Annotated in this window: 23 protein-coding genes; 19 read left to right on the top strand and 4 right to left on the bottom strand. The window is 67.7% G+C overall.

Features of this window, described 5'->3' with window-relative positions; all coding sequences use genetic code 11:
* Positions 1-13: 13 nt before the first annotated feature.
* Positions 14-814 (bottom strand): MerR family transcriptional regulator, encoded by an 801-nt coding sequence (locus CQ040_RS02935; protein WP_105525953.1) that lies wholly within the window; start codon positions 812-814, stop codon positions 14-16.
* Between the two features lie 172 nt (positions 815-986).
* On the opposite strand from CQ040_RS02935, the gene CQ040_RS02930 reads away from it, so the two are divergent.
* Complete coding sequence (locus CQ040_RS02930; protein ID WP_105525952.1) at positions 987-2,336, top strand: HNH endonuclease signature motif containing protein; 1,350 nt, start codon at positions 987-989, stop codon at positions 2,334-2,336.
* 81 nt (positions 2,337-2,417) lie between these two features.
* Here the strand turns inward: CQ040_RS02930 and CQ040_RS02925 are convergent, their stop codons facing one another.
* Positions 2,418-2,891, bottom strand: a complete 474-nt coding sequence (locus CQ040_RS02925; protein WP_105525951.1) for a hypothetical protein — start codon at positions 2,889-2,891, stop codon at positions 2,418-2,420.
* 371 nt (positions 2,892-3,262) lie between these two features.
* Between CQ040_RS02925 and dnaK the strand changes: the two genes are divergently transcribed.
* The 16 genes from dnaK (at position 3,263) to CQ040_RS02845 (ending at position 19,322) form a co-directional block, all read left to right on the top strand.
* A complete protein-coding gene (dnaK, locus tag CQ040_RS02920; protein WP_105525950.1) occupies positions 3,263-5,128 on the top strand; it encodes a molecular chaperone DnaK in 1,866 nt (621 codons plus the stop codon).
* A 2-nt stretch (positions 5,129-5,130) separates the two neighbouring features.
* Positions 5,131-5,754 (top strand): nucleotide exchange factor GrpE, encoded by a 624-nt coding sequence (locus CQ040_RS02915; protein WP_105525949.1) that lies wholly within the window; start codon positions 5,131-5,133, stop codon positions 5,752-5,754.
* A 7-nt stretch (positions 5,755-5,761) separates the two neighbouring features.
* Positions 5,762-6,745 carry a DnaJ C-terminal domain-containing protein gene (locus tag CQ040_RS02910; RefSeq protein WP_105525948.1) on the top strand — a complete coding sequence of 328 codons (984 nt, stop codon included), beginning with the start codon at positions 5,762-5,764 and terminating at the stop codon, positions 6,743-6,745.
* A gap of 39 nt (positions 6,746-6,784) precedes the next feature.
* Entirely contained in the window at positions 6,785-7,198 is a 414-nt protein-coding gene (locus tag CQ040_RS02905; protein WP_181156837.1) for a heat shock protein transcriptional repressor HspR, read from the top strand.
* Between the two features lie 52 nt (positions 7,199-7,250).
* Positions 7,251-7,913: a GntR family transcriptional regulator gene (locus tag CQ040_RS02900; protein WP_105525946.1), complete on the top strand. Its 663-nt coding sequence runs from the start codon at positions 7,251-7,253 to the stop codon at positions 7,911-7,913.
* Between the two features lie 114 nt (positions 7,914-8,027).
* A complete protein-coding gene (locus CQ040_RS02895; protein ID WP_105525945.1) occupies positions 8,028-8,996 on the top strand; it encodes a tripartite tricarboxylate transporter substrate binding protein in 969 nt (322 codons plus the stop codon).
* 62 nt (positions 8,997-9,058) lie between these two features.
* Entirely contained in the window at positions 9,059-9,613 is a 555-nt protein-coding gene (locus tag CQ040_RS02890) for a tripartite tricarboxylate transporter TctB family protein (protein ID WP_105525944.1), read from the top strand.
* Positions 9,610-11,265: a tripartite tricarboxylate transporter permease gene (locus tag CQ040_RS02885; protein WP_105525943.1), complete on the top strand. Its 1,656-nt coding sequence runs from the start codon at positions 9,610-9,612 to the stop codon at positions 11,263-11,265. Before CQ040_RS02890 ends, CQ040_RS02885 begins: the two co-directional genes overlap by 4 nt.
* Complete coding sequence (locus CQ040_RS02880) at positions 11,262-12,131, top strand: dihydrodipicolinate synthase family protein (RefSeq protein WP_105525942.1); 870 nt, start codon at positions 11,262-11,264, stop codon at positions 12,129-12,131. The genes CQ040_RS02885 and CQ040_RS02880 overlap by 4 nt, the downstream gene beginning before the upstream one ends.
* Positions 12,132-12,250: 119 nt before the next feature.
* Entirely contained in the window at positions 12,251-12,691 is a 441-nt protein-coding gene (locus CQ040_RS02875; RefSeq protein WP_105525941.1) for a DoxX family protein, read from the top strand.
* 279 nt (positions 12,692-12,970) lie between these two features.
* Positions 12,971-14,287 carry an ABC transporter substrate-binding protein gene (locus tag CQ040_RS02870; RefSeq protein WP_105525940.1) on the top strand — a complete coding sequence of 439 codons (1,317 nt, stop codon included), beginning with the start codon at positions 12,971-12,973 and terminating at the stop codon, positions 14,285-14,287.
* 62 nt (positions 14,288-14,349) lie between these two features.
* A complete protein-coding gene (locus CQ040_RS02865) occupies positions 14,350-15,240 on the top strand; it encodes a carbohydrate ABC transporter permease (RefSeq protein ID WP_105525939.1) in 891 nt (296 codons plus the stop codon).
* Positions 15,237-16,124: a carbohydrate ABC transporter permease gene (locus CQ040_RS02860; protein WP_105525938.1), complete on the top strand. Its 888-nt coding sequence runs from the start codon at positions 15,237-15,239 to the stop codon at positions 16,122-16,124. Before CQ040_RS02865 ends, CQ040_RS02860 begins: the two co-directional genes overlap by 4 nt.
* Positions 16,121-17,593: an L-fuculokinase gene (locus CQ040_RS02855; protein WP_105525937.1), complete on the top strand. Its 1,473-nt coding sequence runs from the start codon at positions 16,121-16,123 to the stop codon at positions 17,591-17,593. Before CQ040_RS02860 ends, CQ040_RS02855 begins: the two co-directional genes overlap by 4 nt.
* 103 nt (positions 17,594-17,696) lie before the next feature.
* Entirely contained in the window at positions 17,697-18,353 is a 657-nt protein-coding gene (locus tag CQ040_RS02850; protein ID WP_105525936.1) for a class II aldolase/adducin family protein, read from the top strand.
* 9 nt (positions 18,354-18,362) lie between these two features.
* The gene (locus tag CQ040_RS02845) at positions 18,363-19,322 is read left to right on the top strand and encodes a ketose-bisphosphate aldolase (RefSeq protein WP_105525935.1); all 960 of its coding nucleotides are present in this window, start codon (positions 18,363-18,365) and stop codon (positions 19,320-19,322) included.
* Positions 19,323-19,395: 73 nt separating this feature from the next.
* Here CQ040_RS02845 and CQ040_RS02840 read toward each other — a convergent pair whose 3' ends face one another.
* The gene (locus CQ040_RS02840) at positions 19,396-20,193 is read right to left on the bottom strand and encodes a DeoR/GlpR family DNA-binding transcription regulator (RefSeq protein WP_105525934.1); all 798 of its coding nucleotides are present in this window, start codon (positions 20,191-20,193) and stop codon (positions 19,396-19,398) included.
* A gap of 187 nt (positions 20,194-20,380) precedes the next feature.
* Between CQ040_RS02840 and CQ040_RS02835 the strand changes: the two genes are divergently transcribed.
* Complete coding sequence (locus tag CQ040_RS02835) at positions 20,381-21,367, top strand: LacI family DNA-binding transcriptional regulator (RefSeq protein WP_105712410.1); 987 nt, start codon at positions 20,381-20,383, stop codon at positions 21,365-21,367.
* Positions 21,368-21,469: 102 nt separating this feature from the next.
* On the opposite strand, the gene CQ040_RS02830 is transcribed toward CQ040_RS02835, so the two are convergent.
* On the bottom strand, positions 21,470-21,760 hold the full coding sequence (locus tag CQ040_RS02830) for a hypothetical protein (protein WP_105525933.1): 291 nt from the start codon (positions 21,758-21,760) through the stop codon (positions 21,470-21,472).
* A gap of 194 nt (positions 21,761-21,954) precedes the next feature.
* On the opposite strand from CQ040_RS02830, the gene CQ040_RS02825 reads away from it, so the two are divergent.
* On the top strand, positions 21,955-23,482 hold a 1,528-nt coding region (locus tag CQ040_RS02825), incomplete at its 3' end, for an FGGY-family carbohydrate kinase (RefSeq protein WP_105712411.1).

Here is a 23,482-nt window from a genome sequence, read left to right as displayed (position 1 = left end):
GGGTCTGATCCCCTCACACGCGGGTTACGGGCTGCTGCAGTTCGGTGACCCAATCGGACTGGTCCTCGGCAACGGCGCGCACGTAGAGCTCTCGGCAAGGGCCGTCGTGCACCAGGCCGCGGGCGAAGACCTCCGCGTGGATCGCCTGCCAGCTCTCGGAGATGTGTGCCATCGAACCCAGATGGATGCCGCACACGGCATCCTCGACGGCAGGGAGCTCGACGATCTCGAACCCTTCACGCGCCGGCCCGGCGTATGCGTAGCCGACGATGATCTGCAGGCCGTCGTCGAGCGTCTCGTACTCGGCGATCGGGGTGGTCAGTGAGTGCGTGTCGCCGATGATCTCCGCCACGGCGTCGAATGCGGGGCCGACGACGCCCGCGACCGCCGGCTGGTCGGCCACGACCAGGCGGATGGCGGCGAGGCGGACGGCGGGGAGGGGCTTCTCGATGATCTCGATCTGGGACATGTGCTTCTCTTTCTCGATGAGGTGGAGCCGCCTCTCCACGTCGACGAGTCTCGCTGCGGCGATCCGGTGCTCCTGCTCGACCTCTGCGCGGCGGATCCGCAACAGCGAGGCGATGCGCTCGGCATCGACTCCGCGGTCGAGGATCGCCGAGATGTCGTCGAGCCCGAACCCCAGCTGGCGCAGGGCGACGATCCGATGCAGTCGCTCCAGCTGTGAGGGGTCGTAGGAGCGGTAGCCGCTGAACTGGTCCACGTGGGCGGGTACGAGCAGACCCGCGGTGTCCCAATGCCGAAGCATCCGGTGGGTCACCTGGCCGATCTGCGCGAACGCTCCGATGGACAACATGTCTCAGTTCTCCCGTCTGCCACTGTGTCAGAGTCAAGTATCGCGGTGGGGCGGGCGTGCGACGTATGGCGAAGAGCGGCTTCCTGCATGCTTCCTAATAGAGTTCCGGTATATCGTTTTTGGCGCTTGATCTGGGCCTTTGAATGTCGGTGGCCCCTGGTTCACTGAAGGTATGACGGCACTGGCAGATGCGACTCTCGAGCAGGTGGGGGCGCTCGGCGCGCTCGTCGAGATGCTCGTCGGGGTCGAACGCTCGATCAGCAGCCTCCAGGCCGCGCGCGACGGCATCCTGGCTGTGGGGTCGCGGCTCGCGCTCGAGGTCGCCGAGCAGGCGGAGCATCCCGACCACGGCGAGATGTCGGCGCGCACCGTGGCCGCGGAGTTCGCCGCCGCGCTGCGCGTGAGCGACCGGACGGTGCAGCGCCGGATGGCGGATGCGGCGTGGGTCGTGGAGCGTTTCCCGCTGGTCTGGGAAGCGCAGGGTGCCGGTCGTATCAGCGCTGCTCACGCCCGAGTCGTCTGCGAGGCGGGTGAGCACCTCGAAGATGCGGTGAGCCGAGATGCCTACGCGACGCAGATGATCGCTTTCGCCGAGACCGAGTCCCCGGCCCGCGTCGGCCGGATGGCTCGGCGCGTGGCCGAGCGGTTCCAGGCGCGGTCGATCCACGAGCGGCACCTCGACGCACGGGAGAAGAGATCCGTATGGGTGAAAGACGTCGGTGACGGAATGACGCAGCTCGGACTGCTCGGTCCGTCGGCACTCGTCCACGGTGCCTTCGAGCGGCTGACACAGATCGCCAAGGCGGTCCAGGAGCCCGAATTCCTGCCGGGCGGACAATCCGTGCAGGAGCAGTCGGGTGCTGGCACGGTCCCCGATGCGGGCCCGGCCGCCGCCGCCGATGCCGATGCCTCCGATCAGCGCACGATCGCGCAGCTGCGCGCCGACCTCGCTCTCGATCTGCTCCTCACCGGTGCTCCGGCTGGACACGACACTTCAGAGGGGCTCCTCGCAGCGATTCGCGGATCAGTGTCGATCACTGTTCCCGTCACGACGCTCATGGGAGACGACGCGACGCCGGCCGAGCTGAATGGCCGGACCCCGATCGACCCCGCGACCGCCCGCAGGTTCGCCGGTGCGGCGTCCGGATGGGACCGGATCCTCACTCACCCCATCACCGGTGCCCTTCTCGCGGTCGACCGTTATCGTCCTGGTTCGGATCTGAAGCGGCATCTGAGCGCCAGAGATCAGCGCTGCCGATTCCCCACCTGCGGGTATGCGTCCATCGACTGCGACGTCGATCATCATCACGATGCCGCTCTCGGGGGAGCCACCAGCGAATCGAACCTCGGACACCTGTGCCGACGCCATCACATGCTCAAGCATCACTCGCCGTGGGCGGTCGAATCTCTGGGTGGTGGCGTCTACGCCTGGACGAGCCCGACGGGCAAGATCTACATCGACCGGCCGCCGCCCCAGAACACCGTCACCTTCACCGAAGACCACGCGGCCCCACCGTTCTGAGCCGCAGTGAAGCCGTGCGGGTCGCAGTGGCGACGCCGTTCTGAGCCGCAGCGACGCGGTTGCGAGTGCGGTCGCCGCACGTCACTCGTCGATCGCGATGACGTTCTTCGAGAGCACCTCCTGCGCGACCGGTCCGACCGGTTCTCCCTCGCAGGTGACGGTCACCCAGACCGAGTAGTCGGCCTGCACGAAGGCGCGCGCAGCCATGAAGTACCCGTACTCGTTCACGGTGTAGCTGAACTGCCGCTGCGCCACGGCGGGGTCCGACTGCTCGTGGGGAAGGAAGATGTCGTCCGAGAGCAGCTCCGGGCCCAGCCAGTCCGCACCCGCCTGATGCTCGAGCACGGCATCCGTCGCCTCGCGATCGTCCATTCCTCCGGCCTCGCCGAGCACGCCGCCCCGGAAGGCCGCAGTGCACGTTCCGCTCGCGTTGACGTACGACCAGCGCCCGGGATGTTCGGAGGGCACGGCTGCCCACCCGTCGTCGGCGTACAGTCCGTCGCCCCAGCTGATGTCGGAATCCGTCGTCAGCCCGGCCCCGTCGGCGAAGGTCAAGACGCCAGGTGTGGCTTCCGAAGGTGAGGTCGCCTCGGGTGATGGGGTTCTCGCCTCGCGGGGTGCAGGCGGGGCGGAGCATCCGTTCGTCACCGCGAGAACCGCGCCGAGGACGACGGCGACGGCAGTGATGCGAGACGGGGATGGGGTGGGAGTTGTGCGTCGAAGGGTCATGCTCGGCGAGCCTAGGCAGGCGATGCGGCCCGCCGGACGCCCTGTGGATAACCCCGAATCACAAAGTTGAGCCAGTTCATATCAAGTTCATTTGACACCTCATCCACCCCCGGTTACACTTGAGTCATCGCGACTCAGGTTTCCCTGATCGCCGCAGATTTCCGAACCAAACGAACTTCCAACAAAGGAGAGAACACATGGCACGTGCTGTCGGTATCGACCTCGGAACCACCAACTCCGTCGTCAGCGTCCTCGAAGGCGGCGAGCCCAAGGTCATCGCCAACGCCGAGGGCTTCCGCACGACCCCCTCGGTCGTGGCCTTCACCAAAGACGGGGAGGTGCTCGTCGGTGAGACCGCGAAGCGCCAGGCCGTCACCAACGTCGACCGGACGATCGCATCCGTCAAGCGCCACATGGGCACCGACTGGAGCTTCGACGTCGACGGCAAGAAGTGGACGCCGCAGGAGATCTCCGCGCGCATCCTCATGAAGCTCAAGCGCGACGCCGAGGCGTACCTGGGCGACACGGTGACCGACGCGGTCATCACCGTCCCCGCGTACTTCAACGACGCCGAGCGTCAGGCCACCAAGGAGGCCGGTGAGATCGCGGGCCTCAACGTCCTGCGCATCATCAACGAGCCGACCGCTGCGGCCCTCGCCTACGGTCTCGACCGCGGCAAGGAAGACGAGCTCATCCTCGTCTTCGACCTCGGTGGCGGAACGTTCGACGTCTCCCTGCTCGAAGTGGGCAAGGACGACGACTTCTCGACCATCCAGGTGCGCTCGACCGCCGGTGACAACCGCCTCGGTGGCGACGACTGGGACCAGCGCCTCGTCGACTACCTGATCAAGCAGTTCAAGGAGACCACGGGCGTCGACGTCTCGGGTGACAAGATCGCCCTGCAGCGTCTCAAGGAAGCTGCCGAGCAGGCGAAGAAGGAGCTCTCCAGCTCCACCTCGACCAGCATCAACCTGCCGTACCTGTCGCTGACGGAGTCCGGCCCGGTGTCGCTTTCCGAGACGATCACCCGCGCGAAGTTCGAGGACCTCACGAAGGACCTCCTCGACCGCACCAAGAAGCCCTTCGAGGATGTCATCCGCGAAGCCGGCATCAAGGTGTCCGAGATCGACCACATCGTGCTCGTCGGTGGATCGACGCGTATGCCCGCCGTCGCCGAGCTCGTCAAGCGCGAGACCGGCAAGGAAGCGAACAAGGGCGTCAACCCGGATGAGGTCGTCGCCGTCGGTGCCGCCCTCCAGGCCGGCGTCCTCAAGGGCGAGCGCAAGGACGTTCTGCTCATCGACGTCACCCCCCTGAGCCTCGGTATCGAGACCAAGGGCGGCATGATGACCAAGCTCATCGAGCGCAACACGGCCATCCCGACCAAGCGCAGCGAGACCTTCACCACGGCAGACGACAACCAGCCGTCCGTCGCGATCCAGGTCTTCCAGGGCGAGCGTGACTTCACGCGCGACAACAAGCCGCTCGGCACGTTCGAGCTGACGGGTATCGCTCCGGCTCCCCGTGGCATCCCGCAGATCGAGGTCACCTTCGACATCGACGCCAACGGCATCGTGCACGTGTCCGCCAAGGACAAGGGCACCGGCACCGAGAAGTCGATCGTCATCTCCGGCGGCTCTTCGCTGTCGAAGGAAGACATCGAGCGCATGGTGCGCGAGGCCGAGGAGCACGCGGCTGAGGACAAGGCGCGTCGTGAGGCCGCCGAGGTCCGCAACCAGGCCGAGACGCTCGCGTACTCGATCGACAAGCTGATCTCCGAGAACGACGACAAGCTGCCTGAAGACGTGAAGACCGAGGTCAAGGCCGACGTCGACGCGCTCAAGACGGCTCTGGCCGGCGAAGACGACGAGGCCGTGAAGACCGCGTTCGACAAGCTCAACCAGTCGCAGTCGAAGCTCGGCGAGGCCATCTACGCCTCCTCGCAGGCAGATGCCGCGTCCGGCGCTCCGGCTGACGGCGAGGCCCCGGCCGGTGACGCTCCCTCCTCTGAGGAAGACGTCATCGACGCCGAGGTCATCGACGACGAGGACGAGAAGAAGTAATCATGACGGACAAGAACTTCGACGACAACGCCGGAGTTCCGGAAGAGGGGTCGGACGCGAACGCGTCCGGCCCCCAGCCGGATTTCGGTAACCCGGATTCCACTGAGGCTGCAGCATCCGAGGGTTCGGACGACGACCTCACGGTCGACGACATCCTCGGAGCGACGCAGACCGGTGAGGCCGCGGCCGAAGACGCCGTGCTCGCCGACCTCGAGTCCACGCTGCTGAACGACCTCAAGCGCCTCCAGGCCGAATATGCCAACTACCGACGCCGCACCGAAGAGCAGCGCCAGGTCGAGATCGAGCGGGCGAGGGGCGAGGCCGCCAAGGGCCTCATCCCGGTGCTCGACGACCTCGACCGCGCTGCTCAGCATGGCGATCTCGTGGAGGGCACGCCCTTCGCCGTGATCGCCGACAAGGTGCGGGTCGCTGTGGAGCGTCTCGGAGTGGTCGCGTACGGCGAGAAGGGCGAAGACTTCGACCCGCAGCGCCACGAGGCCATCTTCCAGCAGCCGGCCCCCGGCGCCGAGAAGACCACGATCCTCGAGGTCGTCGAGGTGGGTTACCGCCTCGGTGATGTCGAGCTGCGTCCCGCGAAGGTCGTCGTCGCTGTCCCAGAAGGGTAGGTGATCGATGGCCAGCCAGGATTGGTTCGATAAGGACTTCTACAAGACCCTCGGGGTCTCCAAAGACGTCGGCGATGCGGATCTGAAGAAGACGTATCGCAAGCTCGCGCGCAAGTATCACCCCGACTCCAATCAGGGTGATGCCAAGGCCGAGGCGAAGTTCAAGGAGATCAGCGAGGCTTACTCGGTGCTCTCCGACGCCGAGCAGCGCAAGGAGTACGACGAGATCCGCGCGATGGGGTCGGGCGCTCGCTTCACGGCGAGTGGTCAGGGTGCCGGTGGCTTCGAAGACGTGTTCAGCCGCTACGGCCAGCAGGGCCGAGGGCAGGCCGCGGACTTCGAGGACATCTTCGCGATGTTCAACCAGGGGCAGGGCGCGAGCTTCGGCAACGGTCGCTTCGGGCAGACGAGCGGCGGCTATCGCGGCTTCGGTGGCCCGCAGCGCGGATCGGACGTCACGGCGCGCACCACGATCGACTTCACGACGGCCGTGCAGGGCGAGACCATCTCTCTGCAGGGCGAAGACGGCAAGCCGTTCAAGGTGAAGATCCCCGCCGGTGTCGCTGACGGGCAGAAGATCCGTCTGCGCGGCCGCGGCCGGCCCTCGCCTGATGGCGGGGAGAGCGGAGACATCGTGGTGCAGATCGCCGTGCGTCCGCATCCGGTGTTCACTCGTGACGGCCTCAACCTGCGCGTCGTCGTCCCGGTGACGTTCACCGAGGCGACGCTCGGCGCGACGATCGAGGTCCCGACTCTCGGTGGCGACGTGGTCAAGCTCCGCGTCGCACCCGGCACTCCCTCCGGGCGCGTGCTGCGTGTCAAGGGAAGAGGGGTCGTGAGCTCGAAGGGGACAGGCGATCTGCTCGCCGAGCTCCAGGTCGCGGTGCCCACGCACCTCGACGAGGCGGCACGCGCGGCACTGGAGAAGTTCCAGGAGCTCGAGCCGACGGAGAACCCGCGGGCCGAGCTGATGGCGAAGGCACGGCGATGACCAGCCGTCGAAGCGGGCACCGGGGCGGAGGCGTTCATGATGAACGCTGACACCCCGGTGTTCGCGATCGCGGCAGCGGCCGAGCTCTCCGGCCTCCACCCGCAGACGCTGCGGCAGTATGACCGCATCGGTCTCGTGATTCCCGGCCGAACCTCGGGCGGTTCCCGCCGTTACTCCCCCCGCAACATCGAGCAGCTGCGCGAGGTCGCCCAGCTCTCCTCCGAAGGCGTGAGTCTTCCCGCTATCGCGCGTCTGCTCGATCTCGAAGACGACAACCGGATGCTGCGAGGCCGTATCGTCGTGCTCGAGAGCGCCCTGCGCACCGAGCGTGAGAGTCGCCCCGGCGTGCGCGTGTTCGCAGCCGGTTCGGCGGGTGTCGTGCCGATGCCGACCGGCCGCCGCCTGCGCCGTTCGACCGAGGTCGTGCTCTGGGACCCGCGGGGGAGCGCCTAAGTCCTGCACCTGCCGTGGTGTGTATCCTGTCAACAGTTAACAGGAGGTCGCCATGACGCAGTCCGTGAAGCGTGGAGAGTCTCTCGGCGCGCAGGTGGCGCAGGTGCTGCGGCACCGCATCGTGCGCGGCGAGCTCGCCCCCGGCGCGCGCATCACCGAAGAGGCGCTCGCCGAGGAGTTCTCGGTCAGCCGAGGGCCGGTGCGTGACGCCCTGACGCAGCTGAGCTTCGAGAAGCTCGTCGAGGTGCAGCGCCCCCGTGGGGTCTACATCGTCGGCCTCACACGCGACGACGTCGATCAGCTCTACAGCCTGCGCGGGGCCCTGGAACAGCTCGCTCTCTCGCGTGCGATGCGGGTCGACGACGAGGCGCGCTGGACCGCGATGGCGGCAGCCGTCGGACGCATGGGCGAGGCGGCGGATGCCGGCGACCACGCGGCCTTCGTGGCGGCCGACCTCGAGTTCCACTCGCAGATCTACGCGCTCGCCGACCATCCGCGTCTGGAGGGTGCGTGGAACCAGTACCTCCCGACGTTCACTGCACTGCTCGAGGTCACGATCAACCACGACGAAGACCTGCACGAGTCGTCCGGCGACCACGTCAAGCTCATGGACGTGATGCGCAGCGGCACGCCGACGCAGGCGGCCAAGGTGCTGACGGAGCACCTGGACGGCGCCCGCGAGCGCATGCTGAGCGAGATCGCCGCCCGCGCCTGAGCAGGAGCATCCGGTAGAAGGGTGATACTGGCATGCGTAGTGTTGACTGTTAACAGTCAACACTGGTACGGTCGGGGAGTCGACAACAAGGTCGACCCACGTAGAGGAGCAAAGATGCCCCGCAAGCGCATCACCCGGGCGGCTGCCGCGATCGCCGCCCTCGCAGCCACCGCTCTCATCGTCTCGGCCTGCACCAAGGTCGAAGAGGGCGAGGAAGCCGGATCGGCGTTCCCCGAGAACGACATCCGACTCATCATCCAGGCCAACCCCGGCGGAGGATCCGACCTCTCGTCGCGCGCGCTCGCCACGGAGCTCGAGAAGATCCTCGGCATCAGCGTGATCCCGGAGAACATGCCGGGCGCTGCAGGAGCACTCGCCATGGAGTACGTGGGTGCGCAGGACCCCGACGGCTACGTCATCGGATTCGCGCCCGTCGAGATCGCGATGCTGAACACCACGCAGAGTGCGAACGTGCTTCCGGACGACTTCGACCTGCTCGGCCAGATCATGCTGGCCCCCGGCGTGGTCACGGTCGGCGCGAACAGCGGTATCGAGACTCTGGAAGACCTCGTGGCACAGGCGAAGTCGGGTGCCGTCACGGTCGCCAACTCCGGCGCCGGCTCCATCTGGGAAGCGGCGACCATCGGACTCGGCGATGCGACCGATGCCGACTTCACCCCGGTGCCCTACGACGGCGGCGCGACAGCGGTCGCGGCAGCGGCATCCGGTGAGACCGTCGCGGCCGTCTCCGGTCTCGGCGAGGCGCTGGCGCAGGGCGAGGCCGTGCGCATCCTCGCCGTCATGAACGACGTGCGCCACCCCGACGCGGAAGACGTCGAGACGGTCGAAGAGGCCATCGGCGAAGACGTGATCTTCGGAGGCTGGGGCGGGATCTACGCGCCCAAGGGTCTGCCCGACGACGTGAAGTCGACCCTCGAGGCCGCGGTCAAGAAGGCCGTCGACTCCGACAGCTACCAGAAGTTCCAGGCCGATGCCGGGAACCTGGTCGTCTACCGCGACTCCGCCGAGTGGACCACGTTCGTCGACGAGCAGTTCGACCTGTTCAAGGATCTCCTGGGTTGAGAACACTGCGGGGCCGGTGCAGACCGGCCCCGCAGCCGTTCCCCTTCGATGAAAGAAGGAGCATGATGTCCACCCCCGACACCGCTGCGGAACCGGCGGGCCACGACGATCCTGCCGGCGAGTACCAGGGCGCGCCCGCATCGCGCCCGCTCGAGATCGTCTTCGCGGTCGTCGCCCTGGCGTTCACCGCCGGCTACCTCTTCCTCTCCACGCAGATCCCGCTGCGCCGAGAGGCCGCCCCCGGGCAGATCGACGCCCGCTTCTGGCCCCTCGTCATCGGGGTCACCGGGGTCGTCATCGCCATCGCGCTGCTCGCCGTCGCGATCACCCGTCCTGCTCCCACCCGCGAAGACCTCGAGCGCATCCAGTCCGGCGGCTACTTCCGCGTCATCGCCACGCTCGCGATCACCGGCGCCTTCATCGCGCTGTGGTCGCTGGGCTCCGTCATCCTCTTCGGCTACCGCATCGAGGTCTTCCCGATCGCCGCCGCACTGCTGATGGCCGCCCTCATGCTCCTCTACGGCCACCGCCGCTGGCTGAGCCTCATCATCTACTCCGCCTCCGTCACGGCGTTCGTCTACGTCGTGTTCGGGATGCTCCTGAGGATCCCCCTGTGAACGCGCTCATGGAGGGGCTGAACTCGCTCCTCGACATCTCGATCCTGCTCTACATGCTCGTCGGCCTCGTGCTCGGCTTCATGGTCGGAGCCTTCCCCGGCATCACCGCGACCATGGCCGTCGCGCTCGCCGCCGGCTTCACGATGACCCTCGAGCCCGTGCAGGGCCTCGCCGTGCTGCTGACGATCTACGTCGCGGCGAACTTCGGCGACCGGGTGCCGTCCATCCTCATCAACACCCCGGGGACCCCCGCGTCGATCGCGACCACCCTCGACGGGTATCCGATGGCCAAACAGGGCAGGGCAGGACTCGCACTCACCATCTCCGCGATCGTCTCGGCGGTCGGCATCCTGGCCTCGCTCGTGCTGTTCGCAGTCGCCGCCGTGCCGATAGCCAGCTTCGCCCGCGACTACTTCAAGTCACCCGAGCTGTTCGCCCTGGTGGTCTTCGGTATCGCGATCATGATCGGCATCTCTTCGAAGTCGATGCTCAAGGGCATCCTCGCCGGGCTCTTCGGCCTCATGCTCGGCAGCGTCGGCACGTACGCGGCCACCGCCGATCAGCGCTTCACCTTCGGGGTGCTCGAACTCGTCGAGGGCGTGAACTTCATCGCCGTGATCATCGGACTCTTCGGCATCGCCGAGCTGTTCGATCAGCTGCTGACGTACCGGAAGTCGGCCGTGCGTCCGATCTCGAGCCTCGGACGCTGGTGGCCGAACCGTGCCGAGCTGAAGCAGAGCGGGCGTGCGACCGCGGTCGGCGGCGCCGTCGGACTCGGCGTCGGGCTCATCCCCGCGGCCGGTGGCGACATCGCCGGACTCATCGGATGGGAGCGGGCGCGCAAGGCGTCGAAGCACCCCGAGATGTTCGGCAAGGGGTCGATCGAGGGTGTCGCCGCCTCCGACACCGCCTCCAGCGCCACCCTCGGTGGATCGCTCACCACGACGATGGCCCTCGGCATCCCCGGCGACTCGGTCATGGCCGTGATGATCGGCTCGATGATCATCTGGGGCATCACCCCCGGTCCGACGCTGTTCACCAACCGCCCCGACCTGGTCGTCTCGATCGTGGGCATCATGCTGATCGCGACGATCCTGTCCCTCGGTCTGAGTCTCGTGCGCATGAAGGGCATGGTGAAGCTGCTCGACGTGCCGCAGCCGTACCTGTGGAGCGGCATCCTGATCTTCTGCATCATCGGCACGTATGCCACTTCGAACAGCCTCTCGACGGTCGTGACGATGCTCGTGTTCGGTGTCGTGGGTGTGCTGCTCAAGCGCATGCAGGTGCCGGCGGGCCCAGTGGTGCTCGGACTGCTGCTCGGTCCGCTCGCCGAGGAGAACCTCGCCCGCACGCTGGCGATCCTGCCCACGCGTCCGTTCTTCGAGGTCGTCAGCCCCATCGCGCTCGTGCTGCTCGCACTCGCCGTCTTCTCGATCGTGATGCCGGCGATCCGCGCCGCCCGCAAGCCGCGTGCGGAGCGCGCCTCGCTCGAGGACTCGATCCTGCACGACGACAGCATCCAGCAGATCGAGAAGGCGCACGACGAACTCGCCGCCCAGCCGGATCTGCTCACCTCCACCGTCCGCAACGTCGACGCCCCGCGGCGTCGTGCCCGTAAGCCCCGCAAGAACTCCGAGGAGACCGAGAAGTGACCCGCTACGACATCCTGACCGCCGTGCCCACCGCGTTCCACCGCGACGGCGCCCTCGACATCGAGGGTTCGCGTGCGATCTTCCGATTCGTCGCCGACTCGGGCAACGAGGGGGCGTTCGTGCTCGGCACCACGGGGGAGTTCCCCGCGGTCGACGCCGACGAGTTCGCGGCCATCGTCGAAGCGGCGCTGGCCGAGCTGCAGCACCGCATGCGCGTGGTCGTGCACGTCGGGCGCCCGAGCACCTTCGAGGCCGTGCGGCTGACCCGCATCGCCCGCGAGCTGGGCGCCGTGGAGTTCGCAGCGCTGACGCCGTACTACCTGCGTGCCACGGACGACTCGATCTTCGAGTACTACCGCGCGGTGTCGGACGCGGTCGGCGACGGGCGGCTCTACGTCTACATCTACCCGGCTCGCAGCGGCAATGCGGTGTCGCCGGAGCTCCTCGTGCGGCTCGCTGAGCTGCCCAACGTCGTGGGTGCGAAGATCAGCGAGCTCTCGCTCGACGACATCGCCGCCTACCGTGCCGTCGTGCCCGCCGACTTCGACCTCTACACCGGCGCCGACCGCGACCTGATCGCCGCCGTCGAGGTGGGAGCGCAGGGGGTCGTCTCCGGGGTGTCGTCCGTCACGCCGAAGCCGTTCCGCGCTCTGGCCGACGCCGGGCGGTCGGGAGACCCCGCAGCCATCGTCGCCGCGCAGGCCGCGGTCGATGATGTGGTCGCGCTCATCGGCGGTGACATGGGGCGCATGAAGGAGGCGTATCGCGTGCTCGACGTGGTCGACACGCACTGCCGCATGGCGATCGCCGAGCCGAGCGCCGCCGAGCGCACCGCGGTCGCCGAGGTGGTGGCCGCGCACCGGTGACACGTCACCGGTGACACGGTCACAGGAGATGGAAATGTCGTCTTTCTAGCGTGGGAGCAGGGAACGACCCTGCTCCGCGCCTGGCGCGCGGGTGTCCTGCCACGAAGGAAGAACTCCTCATGACGAACACCAAAGCCCCTTCCGCCGCACCCTCGCTGGGACTCCTGGTCCTGCGCGTGGTCGTCGGTGCGATCTTCGCCGCACACGGTGCGCAGAAGATCTTCGAGTTCACGCTCCCCGGTACGATCGGCAGTTTCGCGGGCATGGGGGTGCCGCTCCCGGAGATCGCCGGCCCCGTGGTCGCCTTCATCGAACTCATCGGCGGCATCCTGCTGATGCTCGGCCTCTTCACGCGTCCGGTCGGCATCCTGCTCGCGATCGACATGATCGTCGCGCTCATCGCCGTGCACCTTCCCGCCGGTCTCTGGGTGGGTGAGGGCGGCTACGAGTTCGTCGCCGTCCTCGGTGCGGCAGCCCTCGCCCTCGCGCTCACGGGTGCGGGACGGTTCTCCCTCGACGGGGCGTTCCTGCGAGGACGCGCACCGGCCTGGCTGAGCTGAAGAACCTCAGCAGCACGACGGATGCCGCGGCCCGAGGGGGTCGCGGCATCCGTCGTCTGTGCGGGGTGTTGCGGAAGGGAAACCCGCAGTCCGCGTCGTTGCGGCCTCCACGCGCACCATCGCTTTCGTTTTCGACGACCAAGATATGTGAAAACACAAAAAAGGAAAGACTTTCCCCGAGGTTCCCTGTATTCCTGGTGGCTAATACGCAAATAAACCTAAACTGAGCGCATCCGGCATCTTGCCGAGGACTTTTACAGCGAAGTAAGGGGATTGCAGATGAAGCTCAAGAGGAGCCTGGCGGGAGTGGCCACGGTCATCACCGCACTCGGAGTCACCGCCTGCGCCGGGGGCGCAGCGCCGGACGCGTCGGGGAACGCCTCCAGCGACACCATCACGTTCCGCTCGTGGAGCCCGATCGAGCAGACGACCCGTCAGATGATCGACGCCTTCCAGGCCGAGAACGAGGGATCGAAGATCGATGCGACGATCTTCAACTACCCGGAGTACCTCGTCGACCTGCAGAGCCGCGCCAGCTCGAACACGATGCCCGACGTGCTCGGCCTGCAGCCCGGAGCGCTCACGCAGCAGTACCGCGAGAACCTGATGCCGCTGCAGGATTGCGCCGCCGAGACCTGGGGTGACGACTGGCAGAGCAAGTTCTATCCGATCGGCATCGAGCAGGCGCGGATGGGCAACCCCGAGGGCGACGACAACTTCTACTCGCTCCCGATCCTCACCCAGACCGTCAACCTCTGGGCCAACTCCGAGATCTTCGATGACGCGGGCCTGAGCGTGCCGAAGACCTGGGACGAGCTCGTGCAGAGCACGAAAGACCTCAGCGGAGGAGATGCCGCCCCGTTCCTGCTGCCGGCCAAGGACTCCTGGCTGCGCAACGTCGTGTTCCTGCAGATCGCCAACAACGTCTCGCCCGGGACCGTCTACGAGGCCGAAGCCGGCACCGTGCAGTGGACGGACCCGGCGATCGTGAAGGCCTTCGACTACTGGAGCAAGCTGTTCTCCGACGGCATCGCCCAGGACGGTGCGATCGGCCTCGACGCCTACCCTTCGGCGGTGAACCAGTTCGAGGCGGGCAACGCCGCCATGATCCCGCTCGGCGCCTGGTGGATCCAGCAGTCCGACCCGACCAAGTCCGACATCCCGCCGCTCTCGGAGGGCATGTCCGGCTACGAGCCGTTCCTGTTCCCGACCATTCCCGGAGGAGCTGCGGAGTCGCAGTTCGTCGGCGGCATCGACGTGGCCCTCGGTATCTCGAAGAACACGGCCAACCCCGATCTCGCCTGCAAGGTGCTCACCGACTTCATCGCCGGCTCCGCCGCGCAGAAGCTGGTCAACACGATGAACGACGTGCCCGCCGTCACCGGCCTCGCTCCGGAGAAGTTCACGAGCGAGAAGCAGGAACAGATCTGGAACCTGTTCGTGGACGAGTGGCTCCCGCAGGTGAAGTACTCGCGCTACTTCGAGTCGCCCAAGCTCGACCAGGCCGTGGCCGATGCGCTCGCCGCCATCGCGACCGGTGATGCCACTCCGCAGGAAGCAGCGGAATCCGTACAGGCTGTCCAGGACACTCTGTAGCTACGGAATTCGTGCAGGGTCCGGGACCTCTTCCCCGGACCCTGCCCCCGAGAGGAGCGCGCATGAAGATCCTGACGAGAGAGCGGCTGGTCGGCCTGGCATTCCTGGCGCCGACCCTCATCCTCTTCGCCGTGTTCGTCGTCTACCCGATCGTCTACAACGTGCAGGCGAGCACGCTCGACTGGGATGGCGTCAACGTCGGCACGGCGGTCGGGGTCGGCAACTATCTGGAGCTGTTCCAGGACCCGACGTTCCTCATCACCCTGCGCAACTCGGCCTTCTGGATCGTGCTGACGATCGTCCCGCAGGGTGTGATCGGCTTCCTCCTCGCCGTCGCCCTGAACCAGGGGCTGCGCGGCAGCACGATCTACCGGGCGATCTTCTTCATCCCCGCGATCCTCTCCCCGGTCGTGGTCGGGATCGTCTGGCAGCGGATCCTCGACCCGTTCAACGGAGTGCTCACCGCCATCGGCAAGGCCACGGGGCTCAGCTTCCTCGGCGGCAACTATCTGGCCGATCCGCAGACGGCGATCTTCGCGGTGATCTTCGTGAACGTCTGGATGTGGACCGGGTTCTCGATGCTCTTCTACCTCGCAGGGCTCCAGCTGATCGACCCCAGCCTCGTCGAGGCGGCGCGCATCGACGGTGCCAGCGGCTTCCAGACCATGGTGCGGATCACCTTCCCGCTGCTGAAGACGACGACCCTGTCGCTCGTGCTCCTCGGGATCATCGGCTCGCTCAAGACCTTCGAGCTCGTCTACGTGCTCACCCAGGGTGGACCCAACCATGCGTCGGAGATGCTCCCGACGTTCGCGTTCCTGGAGGCGTTCCAACTGCAGAACGTCGGGTACGCCTCGGCCATCAGCGTCGTCCTGCTCGTGGTGGCCGTCGTGAGCTCGCTCTCGATGGTGCGGGTGTTCGGCGCCGGATTCATCACAGGAGACGAGAAATGACCGCGACGAGCGAGACCCGTACCCTGATCGTCCCGAAGGACACATCCGGCCGCCATCGCCATGGCGCTCCGGGTCGTCGCGTCGGCTGGCTGCACTTCGTGCTCGTGCCGCTCGCCGTGCTCTGGCTCGTGCCGATCATCATGGTCGTCGGGCTCTCGATGATGCCGCCGAACAACCCCAGCACGCAGTTCTTCGGGCTGTTCCCTGCGGAGTTCAGCGTCAAGAACTACCTCGCGATCTGGGACCAGAACCCGATCCTGCTGCATCTGCTCAACAGCCTCCTCATCACGGTGCCGTCGGTGCTGCTGGTCTGTCTGCTCGGATCGATGACCGCCTTCGCCCTCGCCCGACTGCGCGTGCCGCTCAAGGCCCTGATCTTCGGGGTGCTGATCCTCGCGCTGATCCTGCCGATGTCGAGCATCGTGGTCGCGACGTTCCGCATCCTGCAGTCGATGCAGCTGTACAACAACCTCCTCGGGCTCGTGCTCGTGTACAGCGCCCTCGGGCTGCCGTTCGCGGTCATCATCATCCGCACCTCGTACCTGGCGATTCCGCTGGAGACCTATGAGGCGGCGCGTCTGGACGGGGCGAACAGCTGGCAGATCTTCTGGCGCATCTACCTGCCTTTGGGAAAGCCCGCTCTCGCCGTCGTCGCGGTGTGGCAGACGATGATGAGCTGGAACGACTTCCTGCTGCCGCTCGTCACGCTCGGCGACAACGCACTCAAGCCGCTCACGCTCGTCCCTCTCGCCTATCGCGGGATGTACCTGTCGCAGCCGGGTGCGCTGTTCGCGATCCTGGTGCTGATCTCCATCCCGGTCGTGCTGCTGTTCATCTTCATCCAGAAGTACCTGGTGAACGGCCTGTCGGGGGCGATCAAATGAGCGTCATCGGCCTGGACCTCGGGACCAGCGGCGTGCGGGCGGTCGCCTTCGCCGCGGACGGACGGATGCTCGGCGGTGCGTCGGCACCCCTCGCTCTGCGGCGCGACGGACGCGGCCGCGCCGAACTCGACGCCGAGGAGATCATCGCCGCCGCCGAGAGCGTGGTGCACGCAGCCGCCATCGAGGCCGCGCGGCTCGGCGACGCGGTGCAGGCGATCGGCTTCAGCGTGCTCGGCGAGGCCGTCGTGCCCGTCGACGAGTCCGGGGCTCCGCTCGCCCCGGTGGCGGTGAGCATGGACACGCGGGGCATCGAACACGCCTCCGTACTGGGCGCGCGACTCGGAGACGGCCGCTTCACAGCGATCACCGGGCAGCCGTTGCACGGGATGTTCTCGGTGTTCAAGATCATGGCCGGCGATGAGGCCTGGGCAGCCGCCGTGGGCTACCGCTGCATCGGAGACCTGGTCGTCGAACGGTGGAGCGGCGTCGCGGCGATCGACCTCAGTCAGGCCGCGCGCACGGGCATCCTCGACGTCGATCGCGGCGTGTGGAGCGAAGAGATCCTCGAAGCGGCGGCCACCTCCGCGCCCTGGCTGAGTATCGAGAGGCTTCCGGTCCCGGTGGCGTCCGGTTCGGTGATCGGCGGCATCCACGAACATGCGGCGGCCGTGCTCGGCCTCGCGCCCGGAACGCCCCTGATCGCCGGGACACACGACCAGGCTGCCGCCTTCCTCGGCGCCGGCGGCGAATCGGGGGTGCGCTCCGTGATCGCACTCGGCTCGAGCGACTGCCTCACGGTCGCCACGCGCGAACGCCCGCGTGGACTCGAAGCGACCGGTCTCGCCAGCTACCGACTCGACGACGAGACGTGGATCACGCTCGCAGGGACCGCCGCCGGCGGATGGGCGCTCGAATGGCTGGCCGCTCTCCTCGGCCGCGACGTCGGCGACGTGTTCGGCACGCTCGCCGAAGATCCGCCCGCCCTCATCGTGCTGCCGTACCTCGCCGGTTCCGGCACCCTCGACAACGACTCGTCCGCGCGCGGCACGATCCACGGCCTCACGCTCGACACCACCGCGCCGGAGCTGGCGCGAGCCGTGGTCGAGGCTGCGGGGTTCGAGTTCCACAAGATCATCGCGGCACTGGAAGCCCATGGGGTGCGCGTCGACGACCTCCAGGTCACCGGGGCAGGGGCTGAGAACTCCGCGGCGCTCGCCGCCCGTGCGGCGGCCGCCGGAGTGCGGATGACGCCTGTCGCGCGTGATGCTTCCGCACGCGGGGCGGCGATGCTCGCGCTCCGCGGTCTCGGCGGCGATGCCCGGGATCTCCTCGTCACTCCCGACCCCGCGGCCGCGGCCGATCCCGGTGCGTCGTCGGCCGAATGGTACGCCGCCCAGCGCGCGGCCTACGTGTCGCTCTACGACGTGACGCGCGGCATCGCCCCACACCTGACCCTGCCCCGCACCTGACCCGCACCTGACCCACACCTGACCCGCACCTGACCCAGAACCAGAACCGGCCACATCAGAACCCGTCGCCCCAGAACCAGCCACATCAGAAGGAGAAAACGAAATGACCGAGACGACGCTCCAGCTCGACTTCGACATCGATGCCGCGCGCGAGGAGATCCTCGACTACTGCCTGCGCTCGATGCAGTACGGGCTCAACTTCAACACGCAGGGCAACATCAGCATCCGCGTTCCCGGCGTCGAGGACCGCTTCCTCATCACGCCCACCGACCTCGAGTACGACAAGATGAGTGCCGACGACATCGTGCTCGTCAACGGCGACAGTGAGGTGATCGACGGACGTCTCGGGCCGTCGAGCGAGGTCACCGTGCACATGGCCGTGTACCGGCGTCGTCCCGACGTGAACGCGATCGTGCACTCCGAGCCGGTGTTCTCGAACGTCTGGGGTGTGGTGGGCTCCCCGATCCTGGGGACGCTGGTGAACATGGTGATCTACACCAAGGGCGACGTGCCGATCATGCCGTTCGAGCTCAGCAACAACACCGAGTTCGGCGAGCACATGTGCGATGCGATGGGAGACCTCAACGCGGTCGTGTGGGCGAACCATGGCCTGCTCACGGTCGGACCCAACCTGCGCGACGCGTTCAAGACGAGTGTGGCGGTGGAATCCGCGGCCAAGGTGCAGGCTTATGCCGGCGCGCTCACCGACACGCCGATCGTGCTCGACTACGACACCCTCGGCATCACCGAGTCGCTCTGAGGATCGGGGATGACACTGCAGACGCTGCGCACTGCGCTCGCCGCCGCCGAAGAGGGTGGCTACGCCGTCGGCGCCTTCAACGTGTCGAGCATCGACCAGGCGATCGCCGTGCTCGATGCCGCCGAGGCGGAGCGTTCGCCCGTGATCGTGCAGGCGATAGCCGGGATGTCGGCCTACGACGACGAATCGCGCTGGTGGCACCGTCTGCGCGGCCTGGTCGCCGAGTACGAGGGCGTCCCCGCTGTGCTGCATCTGGATCACGGGCGCACCTATGACGACTGCGTGCGGGCGATCGAGCACGGCTTCACCAGCGTGATGATCGACGCGAGCAGGGCGAGCGGTACGGATGAGCCGGCATCCTTCGCCGACAACGTGGCTCTCACACGTCGGGTCGTCGAGGCCGCCGCGCCGACAGGGGTGAGCGTCGAGGGCGAGCTCGGCACCATCGGCGGGGCGGAGGCCGGGATCGCCGGGGTGCTCGAGGAGATCGTGTTCGCCGACCCCGATCAGGCCGTCGAGTTCGTGGAGCAGACCGGAGTGGATGCGCTCGCGGTGGCGGTGGGCACGAGCCACGGCTCGGTGAAGTTCACAGATGCTGCCGGCGGGCAGCGATTGCGGCTCGGTCTCATCTCCGAGATCAAGGGGCGGCTGCCGGACACTTTCCTCGTGCTGCACGGCTCCTCATCGGTGCCGGCCGAGGCGGTCGCGGCGATCAACGCGCACGGCGGGGACGTGCGTCCCTCGTACGGGATCTCGCCCGCACAGAAGTCGGAGGGCATCGCCGCCGGCATTCGCAAGATCAATCAGGGGACCGACTCGCACCTCGCCTGGAGCGCCGCGTTGCGCACGTTCCTGCAAGACAACCCCGCGGTGGTCGAGCCCAGCGAGCAGCTGCGCCCCGCGATGGGCGGCTTCCGTGCGATGGTCACGCAGCGCATGCGCGAGTTCGGGTCGTCGGGTCGCGCCTGAGGTTCCGGCCTCGTAGGTCAGGTGCCGTAGGTCACGCCCCGCAGGTCACGCCCCGCCGGTCACGCCTCGTAGGTCAGGCGAGCTCGATCGTCAGCCCGGCCTCTCGAAGTGCCTCCAGCTCGGCCGGGGGCGCTTCGATGCCGGTGATCAGCATGTCGACGCGTGCGAGCGGAGCCACCTGGATCACCTGACTCTTGCCGATCTTCGAGCTGTCGGCGACCACGATGGCCCGTGCCGCCGAGTCGAGGTAGCGCCGTTTCATGGTCACCTCGGGGAGGCTGGAGTTCGTGAACCCGCGCTCCGACACCCCGTTGCAGCCGATGAAGCAGATGTCACTGTGCACCGAGCCGATGAACATGTCGCCCATCGGGTCGATGAGCGAGCGCTGCTTGTAGTTCACGGTGCCGCCGGTGACGACGACCGTGATGTGGTGCGGCTCCGCGACCCCGAGTTCGAGCGCGATCGTGAGGGAGTTCGTGAACACCACGACGCCACGCAGGTCTTCGCGGGCTCGCAGGGCGCGCGCGATCGCGAGAGTCGTCGTCCCGGCGTCGAGCAGGATCGCCATCTCGCTCTCGACCAGCGCGGCCGCGGCATTCCCGATGCGTCGCTTCTCGGTCACGGCGCGGGTGAGCGCACGCTCATAGTCGGGGGAGTGGGCGGTGGACTTGATGCCCGAGATCGCCCCACCGTGCACCCGCTGGATCACGTTCTCCTCGGCGAGGAGGTCGAGATCGCTGCGCACAGTCACCTCGGAGACGCTGAGCGTGCGGCTCAACTCCTGCACACGGGCGAAGCCCTGGCGTTCGATGATCGACACGATCTGCTCGCGCCGCACCGTTGCGGGGACCGTCTGCGACCACTCTGGCATCCCCTCAGCGTACTCGGGGGCGCTGGAGCAGCCGGAGGGCGCTCCCTCGACGCAGTCCTGCGGCTGGCATCGATTTCACCGAGGGCCGGATCTTCGCTCCCCGCGCGATACTGTTGCACCACCCCGGCCGCGGTTGTCGGGGAGCAGTGGTCGCCGGGGAGCAGGGGCCGGCGGGAGTGGGGAGCGCATGGCAACGATCTACGATGTCGCCGAGCTCGCGGGGGTCTCGCCCGCGACGGTCTCGCGCGTCTTCAACGGCACGAGCGTGTCGGACGAGAAGGTGGCGGCAGTCCGGGCGGCCGCGGCGACGCTGGACTTCACCCCGAACCGCGCCGCGCGCTCGCTGCGTCGACAGAGTTCCGAGGTCATCGCCCTCGTGATCCCCGACATCGAGAACCCGTACTTCACCGAGATGGCGCGCGGGGTCGAAGACGTCGCCTCCGAAGCCGGATACTCCGTCGTGCTCTGCAACTCCGATGCGCAGGTGGAGAAGGAGGCGACGTACCTCCGCATCGCGATCGCCGAGAACATGTCGGGTGTGATCATCGCGACCGCCGACGAGCACTCCGACCTCGACGGCCTCCTCGCCACCGGCCGTCCTGTCGTGGCCGTCGACCGCAGCACGACCTACGACGTCGACGGCGTCGTGATGGCCAACCGGGCGGCAGGCACCTCGGCGACGCGGAGTCTGCTCGATGCCGGCCATCGTCGCATCGCCTACATCGGCGGCCCCGAGCACATCGACACCGCCGCCGAACGCGCAGCGGGCTGGCGTTCCGCGCTCGCTGCGGCCCACCCCGACCTCGCACTCGACGGGCTCGAGCGTTTCGCGACATTCCGCGTCGACGGCGGGCGGGCCGCGATGGAAGAGCTGCTCGCGCTCGCCGAACCGCCGGATGCCGTGGTGGCCGGCAACAACCTGATCGGGGTCGGCGCCATCCAGGTGCTGACGGAGCACGGCCTCACCCCGCCGGATGTCGGAGTCGCCGTGATCGGCTCGCTGCCGTTCACGACGCTCTCGCCGACCGCCGTGACCGTCGTGCGGCTGCCGGCGCGACACATGGGTGTGACCGCGGCGCGGATGCTGCTCGAGCGGATCAAGGGCGACACGCAGCCGGCGCGCACGGTCGTGCTGCGCAACGAAGTCCAGCCCGCGAGCGCGATGCGGGGCTGATCGGGCGGGCTGATCGGGCGGGCTGATCGGGCGGGCGGTTCCAGGCGCCTCTTCGGGCGCAGGGTATCGGGCGCGGGTATCGGGCGCGGGCGTCGGGCGGCGTTACTGTGAGCGCCAGAACCGCGTCGCGAGATTCGCCACCTCTTTGTCGAGGCTGTCGACCTTGTGTTCGAGGGCATCGATCCGGCCGGTGAGTCGCCCCTCGAGACTCTCCAGCCGCCCGCTCAGATCGCCGCGCAGGCCACCGATCTCGCCGTGCAGATCGCCCCGCAGGCCACCGATCTCGGCGCGGATCACTCGGCTGAACTGCATCGTCATGAGGGTCATGCCGCCGAGCATCATGGTCGTGAAGACACCGATCAGCGTCCATACCTGCGGGTCGTCCAAGCGCATGCCTCCAGTCTGATTCGGGGTGCCCAGAATGTCACGGTATTCCGGTGCTGCTCGCCCGGCGGGGCGCGCTTCGTGGGCAGATCCTCTCTGGTGAAAGTGGTGCAGGAAGGCTCGCATCTTGCGCCGTGAAATCGATTTCGCGTACAGTGTCGATCAGGCCGCGGACTCCGTCGTCCCGGCACGAGGAGGACTCCATGCGCTGCACCCTCGGGGTGGACATCGGCACATCCAGCAGCAAGGGCGTGCTGGTCGATGCCGACGGCGGCATCCTGGCATCGACGACCAGGGCGCACGACGTCGATCGTCCCCACACGGGCTGGGTCGAGATGGACGCCGCGATCTGGTGGGACGAGTTCGTGGCGATCGTGCACGAGCTGCTCGCCGGAGTACCCGACGCCGAGATCGTCGGCGTCGGCGTCAGCGGCATGGGGCCCTGCATCCTTCTCGCGGACGAACGCGACGAACCGGTGCGCCCCGCGATCCTGTACGGCGTCGACACCCGCTCGACCGCGCAGATCGAGCGCCTCACCCGCGAACTCGGTGTCGACGAGATCACGCGCGTCGGAGGATCGACCCTGACCTCGCAGGCCGGCGGGCCGAAGATCGTCTGGATCGCCGACGAGGAGCCCGGGGCGCGAGAGCGGGCGCGACGGCTGTACATGCCGGCGTCGTGGCTCGTGCGCAAGCTCACCGGGGCGTATGTGCTCGACCACCAGTCCGCCAGCCAGGTCTCTCCGCTCTACGACATCGAGGGCGAGCACTGGCACGACCCGTGGTGGGCGCGGTACGCCGGGGAGATCGAGCAACCTCGACTGCGATGGGCGGGCGAGGTCGCCGGCGAGATCACGACCGAGGCGTCGGCGCTCACCGGCATCCCCGCCGGTACCCCCGTGATCACGGGCACGATCGACGCGTGGACCGAAGCCGTCAGCGTCGGCGCACACGAGGTCGGCGACCTGATGCTGATGTACGGGACCACGATGTTCATGGTCTTCACGAACGGCGCTGAGGCGCTGCGGACGCCGTCGATGTGGACCACGGCCGGCGCCTTCGCGGGCACCCGCAACCTCGCGGGCGGCCTCTCGACCTCCGGTGCGCTGACCGCGTGGCTCAAGGGGCTCACCGGTGCCGACTATCCCGAACTGCTCGCCGATGCCGCGGCGTCGGGTGCCGGAGCCCACGGCCTCCTCGTCCTGCCCTACTTCGCCGGCGAGCGCACACCGATCCAGGACCCGGACGCCCGCGGCGTGATCGCAGGGCTCACTCTCGAGCACACCCGCGGCGACCTCTACCGGGCGGCGCTCGAGGCGACCGCGCTCGGCGTGCGACACAACGTCGAGACCATGCGTGCAGCGGGTGCCGACATCAGCCGCATCGTCGCGGTCGGCGGTGGAACCCAGGGGCGGCTGTGGTTGCAGATCGTCTCCGACGTCACCGGCCTCGTGCAGGAGGTGCCGGCGACCACGATCGGCGCGAGCTACGGCGCGGCCTTCCTTGCGGCGACCGCGATCGCCGCCCCCGACGAGGTGCCAACGATCACCGACTGGAACCCCATCTCGGAGCGCATCCACCCCGACGAGGGGGTGCGACCGTTCTACGACGCACTCTTCGACCGCTACGTGCGGCTGTACGAGGGGACGAGATCGGTCGTCCACGAGCTCGCCGCCGCGCAGCGCGGTACCCCGATGAACACCATGAACTCGACCCCCACGAACCCGACCC

It is taken from the genome of Microbacterium sp. MYb54 (assembly GCF_002979515.1).
Classification (GTDB): Bacteria; Actinomycetota; Actinomycetes; order Actinomycetales; family Microbacteriaceae; genus Microbacterium.
The sequence above is the reverse complement of the archived record's forward strand: the minus strand, read 5'-3'. Positions and strand labels throughout refer to the sequence as shown.